Raw genomic sequence first — 13507 nt, 5'->3', positions numbered from 1 at the left:
ACGTAGCCGGAACATAACGTTCGGCATGTCCGCCGCCGTCCATCTCGAACTGGTCTTCAGCCGCCCGGAAACCACCCAGTGGGTGACGCGCGGCGCGGCGCGGCTGATGATGGACATGGGCTATGCGCCGCTGCTGGAGGTCTGCCTGCCCAACGGCCGCCGCGCCGACGTCATGGCCATCGGGCGCAAGGGCGACATCGTCATCTGCGAGGTCAAGTCGGGGGTCGATGACTACCGCGTCGACCGCAAATGGCATGAGTACGGGCCGTTCTGCGACGCCTTCTATTTCGCCGTGGCGCCCGAGTTTCCGCAAGACATCCTGCCGGACGAGCCGGGCCTGATCGTCGCCGACGGGTTCGGCGGGGCGGTGGTGCGTGAAGCGCCGTCGATGGCTTTGGCGCCCGCACGACGCAAGGCCTTGACCCTGGCCTTCGCCCGGTTGGGCGCGATGCGGACGATGCGCGACTAAAGGCGGCGGAAGACGGCGGCGGCGAAACCGTCGGCGATCAGGCGCGCCTCGACCTCGGCCAAGGGTTCGATGACCACCCCCTTGCCGCCCGTCGCATGGATGATCCGTTCGCCATCCAGCACCAGGGCCGAATGGCCGGTCCAGTCCTGGTCGCCGTTCGGCGCCAACCAGACGACGATGTCGCCGCGCTCGATGTCCGCTGCCGAGATCGCCTGCCCGATCTGGGCCTGGGCGTCCGAGCGGCGCGGACCCGTCAGGCCGCATGCCAGCAGGGCCTGCTGCACCAGACCGGAACAGTCGGTCGAGATCGAAGACCGCGCGCCCAGCTCGTGCGGGCGGCCCAGCAGCCGTTCGGCCACAGCGACCAGATCGGCTTCGAACTCTCCGATCGGCTGAAGGTCGGACTGGTCCAGACCCGCCGCCGCTTCGACGACCAAAGAGTTCAGCGGCAGGGCGGCGTCGATGGCCGCGACACGATAGGCGGCCAGCGGCGCGCCGCTCGACAGGCTGTCCAGCACCACCCAGCCGACCACGCCGTCCCGGCGCGCCCGGCCCCAGGCCCGGCCGTTGGCCCGGTCCAGAACGTCGAAGATTTCGCCGTGCAGCAGTTGGTCGATCCGTCCGTCGGCGTCCGAAAAAATGTCCGCCACGGCCGCGCGGCAGTGCATGGCCTCGGTCGCGCGGTAGGCGTCCGCACGCACCAACCCTTCCAGCGCCTGTTCGGCGAGGTCGGGGCGAGCAAGGCGGTCGCCGGGCGGAAGAAGATCGAGAACGTCTGTCAACGTGAACTCGCGTGATTGAGCCCACAGCCTTATCCCCCGATGGCTTAGGGGCCGTTAACGGCCGACGCCTTTGCGAAAGAAAATCAACAAAACTGCGTTCTCGAATTCAATATGACGCCTTGAAGCTTTGCCTTGAGACGCCACCTCAGAGGGGACACGCCGTCGGGCTCTGTTGGAGATTCAGGTGCTTTTGTCGCTGATGCTACTGATCGTGCTTGGCCTGACCGTCGCCGACGAAGGGCCTGTCGGAATCGTTTTAAGGCGATGGCTGGTCGAGGCGCCGGCTCAACTTCTGGCGCGTCTGTCGCGCGGTCGGGTGCTGGGCCTCGGCCTGGTCGTCCTGCTGGGCGTCGCAGCGATCTTGCTGTTCGAAACCGACGGCCTGCGGCTGTTCTCCATGGCGGCGCCGGACATGATCGCCTGGGTTTTGATGTTCGACGTGACCGTGATCTTCGATCTGGTCGTCCTGACCATCAGTCTGCGCGCCGTCGCCGGCTGGCGCGGCCTGGTCCGACAGCGGGACATGGCCCTCAGCCGAGCCCGTGCCATGATCGGCCGGATCAGAGGCGGCGCGCGCCCGCGCAGCGGGCGCGTCCGCAAGCCCAGACCGCCGCGACCCCCGTCCGGCGATGGCGAGCCGGACCCTGGCTTCGCCTTCGCGTGATCGTCAGGCGGCGTAGCGCGCCTTGAGCATGGCGTAGCACGCCCTCAACGCCTGGGCCTCGCCGCCTTCGGGGTAGCCGGGGCGGGCGCGGGGGTTCCAGGCGAAGATGTCCATATGCGCCCAGGCGCCGGTCATCGGGGCGAACTTCTGAAGGAACAGGGCGGCGGTGACCGAACCCGCCTGGGCCCAGGCGGACGGGTCGTTCTTCAGATCGGCGATCTCGGTGTCGAGCGCGCCGCGATAGCCCGGCCACAGCGGCATCCGCCACAGAGGATCGCGCACCTGCCCCGCCGCCGCCAGCAGGCCGGCGGCCAAAGGGTCATCATCGGTATAGAGCGGCGGCAGGTCCGGCCCCAGCGCGACCCGCGCCGCCCCGGTCAGGGTAGCGAAATCCAGCGTCAGGTCCGGCTCGTGCTCGCTCGCCCGGGTCAGGGCGTCGGCCAGGATCAGCCGGCCTTCCGCATCCGTATTGCCGATCTCGATGGTCAGGCCCTTGCGGCTGTTCAGAATGTCGCCGGGCCGGAAGGCGTCGGCGGACACCGCATTCTCCACCGCCGCCACGATCACCACCAGCCGCACCGGCAGATCAGCCTGCATGACCAGCCTCCCCAGGGCCAGGGCGTGGGCCGATCCGCCCATGTCCTTCTTCATGTTCCGCATCCCGGCGGCGGGTTTCAGATCCAGGCCGCCGGTGTCGAACACCACCCCCTTGCCGACCAGGGCCACCAGCGGCAGGTCCGTCTGGTCCAGCTTCCAGCCGATCTCGATCAGGCGCGGCGCCCGGTGCGGGGCGGCGGCCCGGCCGACGGCGTGTACGGCCGGATAGTTCTCCTCCAGCAGGGCGTCGCCCTCGACCACCGTGATGGTCGCCCCGGCGCTCTCGGCGATCTCGCGGGCGAGGGTCTCGATCTGCAGCGGCCCCATGTCGGCGGCCGGCGTATCGACCATCTCGCGCGCCAGGGCGCAGGCGGCGGCGATGCGCGAGACCTCGGCGACATCCACCCCGTCCGGCGCGACCAGCCTGGCCGGCGCCCGATCCGGCCGGGCCTTGTAGCGGTCGAACACATAGGCCCCCAGCAGGAAGGCCAGGGTCGCCAGTTCCGCGTCCTCGGCCGCCACCTCAAGCCGATACAGGCCGCCTGGCAGCCGAGCCGAAAGGCCCCGCACGCTCATCGGATCGAAAGCCGCCCCCGCTCCGACCAAGACCTGGGCGACCTCGCCGTCCGCGCCTGGCACGACCAAAAGCTGACCCGCCTTGCCCTCGAACCCGTGCAACTCGCCCCAGCGGCGGGACGCACCGTCCAGCGCTTCGCCCGGCTGAACGAAGCGGATCGGGATCGCGCCGTCGCCGTCTTGGGCGGAAACCAGCAGGGGATGCGAGATGGACATGCGGCCCTCGAAACGAAGTTAACCATCAGTTGACGTGAACAGGCGACCTTAGAGGCAAGACCCAAGGACCGCCTGGACCCGCCCCATGTCGCGCATGCCCGCCCTTCTCGCAACCGCCGCCCTGATCGTCCTGTGTGGCGGACCTGCCCTGGCGGCCGACCCGACACCGGCCTCATCGGCCCAGACCCGTGCGCCGTCCTCGGCGCAGGTCCGCGCCACCTATGACCGGATGGACGCCCTGTCGCGTTCGGTCTTCTGGGCCTCGGAACAGGAAGCCAATCCGACCGATGCCGTCGCAGGCGTAAAGCTGGCGCAGGCGCTGCGCGAACTGGGCCGCTACGACCAGGCCGCCGAGGCCGCCCAGGCGACCCTGACCGTCCAGCCGAACAATCTCGACGCCCTGCTGGAGCTGGGTCGCGCCCATATCGCGCGTGGCCAGGCCTTCTATGGCGTCGCGCCCCTGGAACAGGCCCGCAATCAGGCGCCGCGCGACTGGCGCGCCTATTCGCTGCTGGGCGTGGCCTATGAGCAGGTGCGCCGGACCGACGACGCCCGCGCGGCATGGAACCAGGCCTTGGCCTTGTCGCCCGACAACCCCGATGTCCTGACCAACGCCGCCACAGCCGCCCTGACCCAGGGCGATGCGCCCGGCGCCGAGACCCTGCTGCGCCGCGCCGTCGCCCAGCCGACCGCCTCGGCCAAAGTGCGCCAGAACCTGGCCATGGTGCTGGGCCTGCAGGGCAAGATGGGCGAGGCCGAACAGATCCTGCGCCGCGAACTGCCGCCCGAACAGGCCGAGCAGAACCTGCAATGGCTGCGCGCGCGCGGCACGACCGGCGCCGCGCCGTCCAGCGGCGGCGCAACGACGAACACGCCGACGACCGACACGGCCCGCACCTGGAATTCGCTGCAAGGCGGCTGATCGACCCGTTGCGGTTGGGCCGCGCGCGTGGTGGATGAGGCCATGACCTCCCTCCCCACGCCCCGCGCCTATCAGGCCTTCCTGTTCGACATGGACGGCACCTTGATCACCTCGACGCTCGCCGCCGAGCGGGTCTGGACCCGCTGGGCCGGACGTCACGGCCTGGACGTCGCGGCCCTGCTGTCGGTCATGCACGGGGTGCGGGCCATCGACACCATCCGCAACCAGAACCTGCCCCACATCGACTTGGCCGCCGAGGTCGCCTGGGTCGAGCGCGGCGAGATCGAGGACGTGGAGGGCGTCGCCCCCATCCCCGGCGCCATCGACTTCGTCAAACGCCTGCCGCCCGACCGCTGGGCCGTGGTCACCTCCGCGTCTGTCCCCCTGGCCCGTGCCCGCCTGAAAGCCGCCGGGGTGACCCCGCCCGCCGTCATGATCACCGCCGAGGACGTGGAACGCGGCAAGCCAGACCCCGCCGGCTATCTGAAGGCCGCGGCGACCTTGGGCTTCGACATCGCCGACTGCCTGGTGTTCGAGGACGCCGAGGCCGGCATCAGGGCGGGCGAAACGGCCGGTGCCGACGTCGTGGTCGTCACCGCCGCCTGGACCCATCCACTTCAGACGGATCACCCCACGCTGGCGGACTATGCGGATGCCGGGCTTGAAGTGCGCGCGGACGGTTCGCTGACGTTGGAGATCTAACACTGCCGTTCTCCCTCCCCGCACCGGGAGGAAGAGGTTTCGCGTTGGCGTCGAACATCCTATCTTCGTCCCATGATCGACGACCTCTACAGCGCGCGAATCCTGTCGCTGGCGGCCAACCTGCCGCATGCGGGACGGTTGCCGGCGCCGCAAGGCACCGGCGAGCGGGTGGCGAAATTGTGCGGGTCGCGGGCGACGGTGGATGTGACGCTGGACGAGCAGGGCCGCGTCGCCGAGTTTGCTCAGGACGTGAAGGCCTGCGCCCTAGGTCAGGCCGCCGCCGGGGTGCTGGGCCAGTCTGTGATTGGCGCTTCGGTCGATGAACTCCAGGACGCTCGTGACGCCATGTCCGCCATGCTGAAGTCTGGCGGCGACGGCCCGACCGGCCGGTTCGAGGATCTTCGCGTCCTGAAACAGGTCGCCGACTATCCCGCGCGCCATGCCTCGACCCTGGTCTCCATCGAAGCGACGCTGGAGGCGGTCAACAACGCCCTGACCGCCCGAACGCGTCTCGCCGGCGCGGCCTGACGGGCACGACCGGTTGATCCCCCTGCGATGACGGGGGATAAGCGCGGCGAACCCATCCAGCCTCCGGCGAAGGGACGTGATGTCTCTCTATGAACGCGGCGTCCGCGCGGCCCATCGGGGCTACAAGCTGACGCTGTCTCCCCTGATCGGCCAGCAATGCCGATTCCTGCCGACCTGTTCGGACTACGGGCGCGACGCCCTGATCCAGCATGGTCCGGTCAAGGGGGGGTGGCTCACCGTGCGTCGCCTCTGTAAATGCCATCCCTTCGGAGGATCGGGCTACGACCCGGTCCCGCCTGCAAAGACTGACACATGATCGATCTGAAGTTCCCCGACGGCGCCGTGCGCCAATATCCCGAAGGCTCCACGGCGCGCGACGTGGCGACCTCGATCTCGCCGTCGCTGGCCAAGAAGGCCGTGCTGGCCGAGCTGAACGGCGAGCAGCGCGACATGGGGCGGGTGCTGGAGACGGGCGGCGACTTCCGTCTGATCATGCGCGACGATCCCGCCGCCCTCTATACGATCCGTCACGACACGGCCCACGTCCTGGCCGAGGCGGTCCAGACCCTGTTCCCCGGCACCCAGGTCACCATCGGCCCGGCCATCGAGGACGGCTTCTATTACGACTTCTTCCGCGAGGAGCCCTTCTCGACCGACGACTTCGCCGCCATCGAAAAGGAGATGGGCCGGATCGTCGATCGTGATGCGAAATTCGAGCGCGAGGTCTGGGAACGCGACGAGGCGATCCAATTCTTCGAGACGCGGGGCGAGAAGTTTAAGGCCGAACTGATCCGCGACCTGCCGGGAACCGAGACCATCACCCTGTACAAGCAGGGCGACTGGATCGACCTGTGCCGGGGCCCGCACTTCCCCTCGACTCGCCACGTCGGCAAGGCGTTCAAACTGACCAAGCTGGCCGGCGCCTATTGGCGCGGGGATTCCAAGCGCGAACAGCTGCAGCGCATCTACGGCACCGCCTGGGCGACCAAGGAAGACCTGGACGCCCATCTGCAGCGACTGGAGGAGGCCGAGAAGCGCGACCACCGCAAGGTCGGCAAGGCCATGGAGCTCTTCCACATGCAGGAAGAGGGCCGGGGCATGGTCTTCTGGCATCCCAAGGGCTGGGTCCTGTGGCGCGTGCTGGAGGCCTATATGCGCCGCCGCCTGGACGCCGCCGGCTATGTCGAGGTCAAGACGCCCCAGGTCCTGGACCGCAAATTCTGGGAACAGAGCGGCCACTGGGACAAGTACCGGCCCAACATGTTCGTCTGCGAAACGGTGGAGGGCGAGGAGCTGTCCCTCAAGCCGATGAACTGCCCCGGCCACGTCCAGATCTTCGATCAGGGCCAGCGCTCGTACCGCGAACTGCCGCTGCGGATGGCCGAGTTCGGGGCCTGCCACCGCTATGAGCCGTCGGGCTCGCTGCACGGCCTGATGCGGGTGCGCGGCTTCACCCAGGACGACGCCCACATCTTCTGCCGTGAGGACCAGATCGTCGAGGAGACGGCCGAGTTCATCAAACTGGCCCGTAGCGTCCACGCCGACCTGGGCATGGAGACCGCCTACATCAGCCTGGGCACCCGCCCCGAGAACCGCGCGGGCTCCGACGAATTCTGGGACAAGGCCGAGGCCCTGATGGCCGAGGCCGCCCGCGCCGCCGGGACCGAGCCGGTCGTGACCGAGGGCGACGGCGCCTTCTACGCGCCCAAGCTGGACTTCATCGTCAAGGACGCCATCGGCCGCGAATGGACCTGCGGCACGATCCAGCTGGACTATGTCCTGCCCGAACGCCTGGACGCGACCTACATCGCCGAGGACGGTCAGAAGCACCGGCCGGTCATGCTGCACCGGGCGATCCTGGGATCGTTCGAGCGGTTCATCGGCATCATGATCGAGAACTACGCCGGCGCCTTCCCCCTGTGGCTCGCCCCGACCCAGGCCGTGGTGGCGACGATCACCTCAGACGCCGACGACTACGCCCGCGACGTGATGGCCCGGTTCAAGGCCGCCGGCCTGCGCACCGAGATCGACCTTCGCAACGAGAAGGTCGGCTACAAGGTGCGTGAACACTCGGTCGGCAAGGTCCCGGTCATCGCCGTCCTCGGCCGCCAGGAAGCCGAGCAGGGCCTGGTCGCCATCCGCCGCCTGGGCTCCCAGGCCCAGACGGTGGTCACGGTCGAGGAGGCCATCCGCATCCTGACCGACGAGGCGACCCCGCCGGACCTGAAGCGGGACCAGGCGGCCGATTGAGGCCGCGCCTTCGCGGTGATTGTCGCCTAGGATAGGGCGTCAGGCTTTAGCACGCTCCCGTGTCTGTGCCGGCAACGGTCTAAGGGGAGAGCGGGCATGCCCAGCACCATCCTGGTCACGGGCGGCGCCGGCTATGTGGGTTCGCACGCCTGCCTCGCCCTGTCCCAGGCCGGTTTCACGCCGTTGGTCTATGACAATCTGTCGAACGGCCATGCGGCCTTCGTCCAGTGGGGCGAGCTTGAGATCGGCGACATCCGCGACGCAGCCCGTCTGGATGCCGTGATCGCCAGACACAGGCCCGTCGCGGTTCTGCATTTCGCCGCCCTGATCGAGGTCGGGGAATCGGTCAAGGCGCCGGGCCGCTTCTATGACAACAATGTCGTCGGCGCCCTGACCCTGATCGAGGCGGCGCGGCGCGGCGGGATCGGGGCGATGGTCTTCTCCTCGACCTGCGCCACCTATGGCGACCCGGTCTATCTGCCGATGGACGAGGCTCACCCCCAGGCGCCGCTGAACCCCTATGGCCGATCCAAGCTGATGGTCGAACAGGCCTTGGCCGACTATTCGACCTATGCCGGCTTCCGCTCGGTCTGCCTGCGCTACTTCAACGCCGCCGGCGCCGACGAAGAGGGCCGGATCGGTGAGCGCCACCACCCCGAGACCCACGCCATTCCGCTGGCGCTCCAGACGGCGCTGGGCCAGCGTCAGGGGTTCAAGCTGTTCGGCGGCGACTACGACACCCGCGACGGCACGGCGGTGCGTGACTATGTCCACGTCATGGACCTGGCCGACGCCCATGTGCGGGCGCTGCAATACCTGCTCGACGGCGGCGAGACGACGGTCTTCAACCTGGGCACCGGCGCGGGCACGACGGTCAGGGAATTGATCGACACCATCCGCCGCACGACCAACCGGCCCTTCCCCGTCGAGACCGCGCCGCGCCGGCCCGGCGACGCCCCCTGTCTGGTGGCCGACAACAGCCGTGCGCGCGAGGTTCTCGGCTGGCGGCCGATGCGGACGTTGGACGACATCGTTCGCACCGCCTGGCGCTGGCATGCCGCCGAGCGGGAAGCGCTTGAGGCCTAGGTCTTCGCAGCCTGCGCACGAAACCGAACAAAGGAACGCAAACCTGAAAGATCGCTTGTGACGGGGTGCGCGCCTGCGCCCCATCACAGATAGCGAGATACGACCATGGCCGAGAAAACCCTCGACACCCTGTTCCACGACACGCTCAAGGACATCTATTACGCCGAGCGCAAGATCCTGAAGTCGCTGCCCAAGATGGCCCGCGCGGCGCAATCGCCCGAGCTGAAGGCCGCCTTCGAAAAGCACAAGGACCAGACCGAAGGCCAGATCGAACGCCTGCAACAGGTCTTCGAACTGATCGGCAAGGCCCCCCGCGGCAAGACTTGTGACGCCATCGAAGGCATCCTGGCCGAGGGCGATGAAATCATGGAAGAATATAAGGACACCCCGGCCCTCGACGCCGGCCTGCTGGCCGCCGCCCAGGCGGTCGAACACTATGAGATCACCCGCTACGGCACGCTGAAGCGCTGGGCTCTGGTGCTGGGGATGAAGGACGCCGCCGCCCTGCTGGACGAGACATTGCAGGAGGAATCCCAGACTGACGAAGACCTGACCGGCATCGCCGATGCCGCCGTCAACGCCGCCGCCATGAAGACGGCCGCCTGATAGAACCGGAGGCGGTTTCGCGACCGCCTCCGACTTTTTTCTTTCAAGCCTTAAGTCCGAGACCGAACACAGAGCCTCTATAAAAGTCAGCGTTCACTGTATCTTAGGCGAACTGACCGAAGTTGCGTCATCGCCCTAGAGACCTCGACGATGACGCAACCAAAGACCGCCCGAGACCGGACCTTCCTGCAGCACCTGATCGAAGCCGGTCATATGCGGTACTGGATCATCGCCAGCTGGGCGGTCGCTCTGTTCACCGTCACCGACTTAAAGACCGCCGCCGCATGGTTCGTCGCGGCGACGCTCTCGGGCCTGCTGCGAACCTTCGTCGAGCGCGGACTGGTCATGTCGGATGCCGCGATGCATGGGCGGATCAAGCTAGGCGCCGCAACCCTCTCCTGCTTCGCCTGGGCGGCCGCGCCCTTGCTGGCCTTCCTCCATGGCGGAGCCTACGGCGTGCCGCTTGGCGTCGCCCTGCTTATCGCCGGCTATGTTCTGGTCTTCACCCAGATGCGCGCCGCGCCTCGCGAGGCCCTGATCGTCTCCGCCCCCTATTCCATCGTGGTGGCGATCCTGTTCGCCCATCTTTGGGGCACGCCGGGATTTTGGGTGGTGCTCAGCACGGTCCCCGTCCTGGCCCTGGCTCTGGTGATCAAGGTCGCCATCACCCAGATGAAGGACGGCGACCTGGAGGCGGTGAACCAGCGTCAGGCCGAACTGATCGCAGAGCTGGAGACGGCGCGCGACCGGGCCGACGCCGCCAGCGCCGCCAAATCCAACTTCCTGGGCGTCATCTCGCACGAGCTGCGTACGCCGATGAACGGGGTGCTGGGCGCGGCCCAACTGCTGCAGATGTCCAGCCTGGACGACCGTCAAAAGGAGTTCGTCGGCGTGATCCGCAACTCGGGCGAAGGTCTGATGGTGCTGCTGAACGACATCCTGGACATCACCAAGATCGAGTCCGGCAAGATGGAACTCGACATCGCCGACATCGAGACCGACACGTTGCTGACCCGGCTGACCGGGCCGTTCAAGGCCCAAGCGGAGGCGCGCGGCCTGACGTTCGCGACCGAGATCCGAGGCGATCTTCCGCCTGTCCTGAAGATGGACCCGCTGCGCCTGGCCCAGGTCACGCACAACCTTCTGTCCAATGCGATCAAGTTCACGCCGCAAGGCGAGGTGCGTCTGGTCGTCGAAAGCGAACCGCGCGCCGAAGGCCGCATCGCCCTGCGCCTCACTGTCTCGGATTCCGGCATCGGCATCGCTGACGACGATCTGTCGCGCCTGTTCCAGCCCTTCTCCCAGGTGGACGGCTCGTCCACGCGCCGGTTCGGCGGCACCGGCCTGGGCCTCAGCATCTGCCAACGCCTGGCCGTTCTGATGGACGGAGAGATCACGGTGACGTCGATCCCCGGCCAGGGATCGACCTTCACCCTTCACGCCACTTTCGATGCGCCCTCGATCGAAGGGGCCCAGATCGAAGCCGCCCGCGCGGCCGCCTGATCAGTCGCGCAGCAGTTCGTTGACGCCGGTCTTGGCCCGCGTCTGGGCGTCCACCCGCTTGACGATGACGGCGCAGTACAGCGACGGCCCGCCGTTGGGATCAGGCAGCGCACCCGGCACCACGACCGAATAGGCCGGCACCTCGCCGCGGAAGACTTCGCCCGTCGCCCGGTCCACGATCTTGGTCGAGCCCGACAGATAGACGCCCATGGCTAGGACCGCGCCCTCGCGCACGATCACGCCCTCGGCGACCTCGGCCCGGGCGCCGATGAAACAGCCGTCCTCGATGATGGTCGGATTGGCCTGAAGCGGCTCCAGCACACCGCCGATGCCCGCCCCGCCCGACAGGTGGACGTTCTTGCCGATCTGGGCGCAGGAACCAACTGTGGCCCAGGCGTCGACCATCGAACCCTCGTCCACATAGGCGCCGATGTTCACGAACGACGGCATCAGCACGACGTTTCTGGCGATATGGGCGCCGTGACGAACGATGGCGCCGGGCACCGAGCGGAAGCCCGCCGATTGGTAATCCGCCGCCGTCCAGTCGCCGAACTTGTTGGGCACCTTGTCCCAGAAGGGTCCGACAGCCGCAGGATGATCCGCCGACAACGGCATGACCGACGCAGGGCCGGCGCGCATGATCTGGTTGTCGTTCAGGCGGAAGGACAGCAGCACCGCCTTCTTCAGCCATTGATGTGTGGTCCAGACGCCGTCCTCGTCGCGCGAGGCGACGCGCGCCTGGCCGGAATCCAGCAGGGCCAGCGCCGTCTCGACGGCGTCGCGGACCTCGCCGTGTGTGGCGGCGGACACCTCGGCGCGCTGTTCCCAGGCGGCCTCGACGACGGATTCGAGATGCGACAGATCGGTCATGCGGCGTCCTTGAAGGTCAGGTCGGAGAGGAAGTCGAGAAGGTCGGGGGCCACATGGTCGATGTGGTCGCCCAGCGGCTTGCCGCGGCCGTCGCCGATCAGGACCGTGGCCATGCCCAGCGCCTTGGCTGGCTCCAGGTTCTTGGGCGTGTCCTCGAAAAAGGCGGCCTGGTGCGGGTCGATGTCGAACCGTTCCAGCATCCGGCGGAAGGTGGCGGGGTTCGGCTTGGGCGTTAGATCCCCGTCCTCGATAGCGAAGACGTCAGCGAAACAGTCGGCGATCCCGATCCGCTCCAGCACCCGATGCGCATACTCCCGCGCGCCATTGGTGAAGACGTAGCAGCGGCCGGGCAGGATCTTCAACCGTTTCGCCAAGCGTGGATTGGGCTCGACCCCGTCCAGCGGCACGTCGTGCACCTCGTGCAGGAACCGCTCGGTATCGACCGCATAGTTGGCCATCAGACCGGCCAGGGTGGTGCCGTGCTCGTCCAGGAACTGACGCTGCATCGCCGCCGCCGCCTCAGGCTCCAGCCCCACGGCCTCGACCACGAAGGCGTTGATCCGCGCCTGCACCAGCTGCATCAGCCCCTGCTCGCGCGGATACAGCGTGTCGTCCATGTCGAACACCCAGGCCCGCACATGCCCAAGGGATGCAGAATGGGGATCCGTCAAGACGCCTTCACCAGGGTGCCGGCGCCGAATTCGGTGAACAGCTCGACCAGCATGGCGTGGGGCCGACGACCGTCCAGAATGACCACAGCCTCGACGCCCGCACGCACGGCCGCCATGGCCGTTTCCAGCTTGGGGATCATGCCGCCGTGGGCGACGCCGCTGTCGATCAGAGCCTGCGCCTCCTCCAGCGTCATCTGACGAATGATGTCGCCGTCCGCGCCCTTGACCCCCGGCACGTCGGTCAGCAGCAGCATCCGCTTGGCGTTCAGCGATCCGGCGATGGCGCCCGCCACGGTGTCGGCGTTGACGTTGTAGGTCTGGCCGTCCTCGGCCACCCCGATGGGGGCGATGACCGGCACCCAGTCCTCGGTCTCCGACGCGATCAGGCCCTTGATCAGCTTGGGATCGACCTTGGTCGGTTCGCCGACATAGCCCAGGTCGACCTCGTGCTCGATCATGCTGTCAGGATCGCGCTTGGTGCGGCGCGTCTTCTCGACCGTCAGCAGGCCGGCGTCCTTGCCCGACAGACCGACGCCACGCACGTCCGCCTCCTTGCCGGCCATGGTGATCCAGTGGGCGATTTCCTTGTTCACCGCGCCCGACAGGACCATCTCGGCGACTTCCATCGTCGCCGGGTCCGTGACCCGCAAGCCATCGACGAAGCTGGACTTCACCCCCGCCTTTTCCAGCATGGCGCTGATCTGGGGCCCGCCGCCATGCACCACGACCGGGTTCACCCCCATCAGCTTCAGCAACACGACATCGGCCGCGAACTGGCGCGCCACGGCGCTCTCGCCCATAGCGTGGCCGCCGTATTTGATGACCAGGGTCTCGCGGTCATAGACCTGAATATACGGCAAGGCCTCGGCGAGCGTCTTCGCCGTCTCCCAACTGCGTTCTTCCGACTGGCGTTCTGTTTCGTTCATCACGCGCGCGAGATAGCGGGGGATGGGGGCGGTGTCACGATCAAAACCCCCGCATTGCTGAAAGGGTCGGCGTTGATGTAACGGCTCCTAAACCCCTACCCGGATTACTCCGGCAATCGCCGCGCATAATTCCTAGCTA

Annotated in this window: 15 protein-coding genes; 10 read left to right on the top strand and 5 right to left on the bottom strand. The window is 67.7% G+C overall.

From position 1 onward, the window contains the following. The first annotated feature begins 25 nt into the window (after nucleotides 1-25). Entirely contained in the window at nucleotides 26-469 is a 444-nt protein-coding gene (gene mmcB / locus ACP693_RS02265) for a DNA repair putative endonuclease MmcB (protein ID WP_426019248.1), read from the top strand. Here the strand turns inward: mmcB and ACP693_RS02260 are convergent. After that, nucleotides 466-1251: a C40 family peptidase gene (locus tag ACP693_RS02260; RefSeq protein ID WP_426019250.1), complete on the bottom strand. Its 786-nt coding sequence runs from the start codon at nucleotides 1249-1251 to the stop codon at nucleotides 466-468. The two genes, mmcB and ACP693_RS02260, sit on opposite strands and share 4 nt — an antisense overlap. Before the next feature lie 184 nt (nucleotides 1252-1435). Here ACP693_RS02260 and ACP693_RS02255 point away from each other — a divergent pair, with 184 nt between their 5' ends. Beyond that, nucleotides 1436-1915 (top strand): hypothetical protein, encoded by a 480-nt coding sequence (locus ACP693_RS02255; protein ID WP_426019252.1) that lies wholly within the window; start codon nucleotides 1436-1438, stop codon nucleotides 1913-1915. 3 nt (nucleotides 1916-1918) lie between these two features. On the opposite strand, the gene ACP693_RS02250 is transcribed toward ACP693_RS02255, so the two are convergent. Continuing rightward, nucleotides 1919-3304: a leucyl aminopeptidase family protein gene (locus ACP693_RS02250; protein ID WP_426019253.1), complete on the bottom strand. Its 1386-nt coding sequence runs from the start codon at nucleotides 3302-3304 to the stop codon at nucleotides 1919-1921. A gap of 85 nt (nucleotides 3305-3389) precedes the next feature. Here ACP693_RS02250 and ACP693_RS02245 point away from each other — a divergent pair, with 85 nt between their 5' ends. From ACP693_RS02245 to ACP693_RS02210, 8 genes are all read left to right on the top strand, one after another. Then, on the top strand, nucleotides 3390-4226 hold the full coding sequence (locus tag ACP693_RS02245) for a tetratricopeptide repeat protein (protein WP_426019256.1): 837 nt from the start codon (nucleotides 3390-3392) through the stop codon (nucleotides 4224-4226). A gap of 42 nt (nucleotides 4227-4268) precedes the next feature. Next, the gene (locus ACP693_RS02240) at nucleotides 4269-4928 is read left to right on the top strand and encodes an HAD-IA family hydrolase (RefSeq protein WP_426019258.1); all 660 of its coding nucleotides are present in this window, start codon (nucleotides 4269-4271) and stop codon (nucleotides 4926-4928) included. A gap of 72 nt (nucleotides 4929-5000) precedes the next feature. Continuing rightward, entirely contained in the window at nucleotides 5001-5456 is a 456-nt protein-coding gene (locus tag ACP693_RS02235; RefSeq protein WP_426019259.1) for an iron-sulfur cluster assembly scaffold protein, read from the top strand. A 79-nt stretch (nucleotides 5457-5535) separates the two neighbouring features. Continuing rightward, nucleotides 5536-5772, top strand: a complete 237-nt coding sequence (gene yidD, locus ACP693_RS02230) for a membrane protein insertion efficiency factor YidD (protein ID WP_135194176.1) — start codon at nucleotides 5536-5538, stop codon at nucleotides 5770-5772. Further along, nucleotides 5769-7706: a threonine--tRNA ligase gene (thrS, locus tag ACP693_RS02225; protein WP_426019260.1), complete on the top strand. Its 1938-nt coding sequence runs from the start codon at nucleotides 5769-5771 to the stop codon at nucleotides 7704-7706. The genes yidD and thrS overlap by 4 nt, the downstream gene beginning before the upstream one ends. 96 nt (nucleotides 7707-7802) lie before the next feature. After that, the gene (gene galE / locus ACP693_RS02220) at nucleotides 7803-8792 is read left to right on the top strand and encodes a UDP-glucose 4-epimerase GalE (protein WP_426019262.1); all 990 of its coding nucleotides are present in this window, start codon (nucleotides 7803-7805) and stop codon (nucleotides 8790-8792) included. A 105-nt stretch (nucleotides 8793-8897) separates the two neighbouring features. Then, nucleotides 8898-9398 (top strand): ferritin-like domain-containing protein, encoded by a 501-nt coding sequence (locus ACP693_RS02215; RefSeq protein ID WP_409717453.1) that lies wholly within the window; start codon nucleotides 8898-8900, stop codon nucleotides 9396-9398. Between the two features lie 150 nt (nucleotides 9399-9548). Next, entirely contained in the window at nucleotides 9549-10901 is a 1353-nt protein-coding gene (locus ACP693_RS02210; RefSeq protein WP_426019264.1) for a sensor histidine kinase, read from the top strand. Here the strand turns inward: ACP693_RS02210 and dapD are convergent, their stop codons facing one another. Genes dapD through argB form a run of 3 tightly spaced genes read right to left on the bottom strand, consistent with a single transcriptional unit; the run spans nucleotide 10902 to nucleotide 13368 of the window. Continuing rightward, on the bottom strand, nucleotides 10902-11771 hold the full coding sequence (gene dapD, locus ACP693_RS02205; RefSeq protein WP_426019267.1) for a 2,3,4,5-tetrahydropyridine-2,6-dicarboxylate N-succinyltransferase: 870 nt from the start codon (nucleotides 11769-11771) through the stop codon (nucleotides 10902-10904). It lies immediately after the preceding gene. After that, nucleotides 11768-12409 carry a pyrimidine 5'-nucleotidase gene (locus ACP693_RS02200; protein WP_426019642.1) on the bottom strand — a complete coding sequence of 214 codons (642 nt, stop codon included), beginning with the start codon at nucleotides 12407-12409 and terminating at the stop codon, nucleotides 11768-11770. Before ACP693_RS02200 ends, dapD begins: the two co-directional genes overlap by 4 nt. Before the next feature lie 29 nt (nucleotides 12410-12438). Next, nucleotides 12439-13368, bottom strand: a complete 930-nt coding sequence (argB, locus tag ACP693_RS02195) for an acetylglutamate kinase (protein WP_426019269.1) — start codon at nucleotides 13366-13368, stop codon at nucleotides 12439-12441. Nucleotides 13369-13507: the final 139 nt, after the last annotated feature.

The sequence above is a fragment of the Brevundimonas sp. TWP1-3 genome (genome assembly GCF_049896085.1).
Taxonomy (GTDB): domain Bacteria; phylum Pseudomonadota; class Alphaproteobacteria; order Caulobacterales; family Caulobacteraceae; genus Brevundimonas.
This window is presented reverse-complemented; position numbering and strand designations above follow the sequence as displayed.

Excerpts from the sequence above, each read along its gene's own strand:
- thrS (WP_426019260.1), top strand. The coding sequence starts at position 5,769 with ATGATCGATCTGAAGTTCCCCGACGGCGCCGTGCGCCAATATCCCGAA.
- ACP693_RS02240 (WP_426019258.1), top strand. The coding sequence starts at position 4,269 with ATGACCTCCCTCCCCACGCCCCGCGCCTATCAGGCCTTCCTGTTCGAC.
- ACP693_RS02250 (WP_426019253.1), bottom strand. The coding sequence starts at position 3,304 with ATGTCCATCTCGCATCCCCTGCTGGTTTCCGCCCAAGACGGCGACGGC.
- ACP693_RS02210 (WP_426019264.1), top strand. The coding sequence starts at position 9,549 with ATGACGCAACCAAAGACCGCCCGAGACCGGACCTTCCTGCAGCACCTG.
- dapD (WP_426019267.1), bottom strand. The coding sequence starts at position 11,771 with ATGACCGATCTGTCGCATCTCGAATCCGTCGTCGAGGCCGCCTGGGAA.
- yidD (WP_135194176.1), top strand. The coding sequence starts at position 5,536 with ATGTCTCTCTATGAACGCGGCGTCCGCGCGGCCCATCGGGGCTACAAG.
- galE (WP_426019262.1), top strand. The coding sequence starts at position 7,803 with ATGCCCAGCACCATCCTGGTCACGGGCGGCGCCGGCTATGTGGGTTCG.
- argB (WP_426019269.1), bottom strand. The coding sequence starts at position 13,368 with ATGAACGAAACAGAACGCCAGTCGGAAGAACGCAGTTGGGAGACGGCG.
- ACP693_RS02235 (WP_426019259.1), top strand. The coding sequence starts at position 5,001 with ATGATCGACGACCTCTACAGCGCGCGAATCCTGTCGCTGGCGGCCAAC.
- ACP693_RS02215 (WP_409717453.1), top strand. The coding sequence starts at position 8,898 with ATGGCCGAGAAAACCCTCGACACCCTGTTCCACGACACGCTCAAGGAC.
- mmcB (WP_426019248.1), top strand. The coding sequence starts at position 26 with ATGTCCGCCGCCGTCCATCTCGAACTGGTCTTCAGCCGCCCGGAAACC.
- ACP693_RS02245 (WP_426019256.1), top strand. The coding sequence starts at position 3,390 with ATGTCGCGCATGCCCGCCCTTCTCGCAACCGCCGCCCTGATCGTCCTG.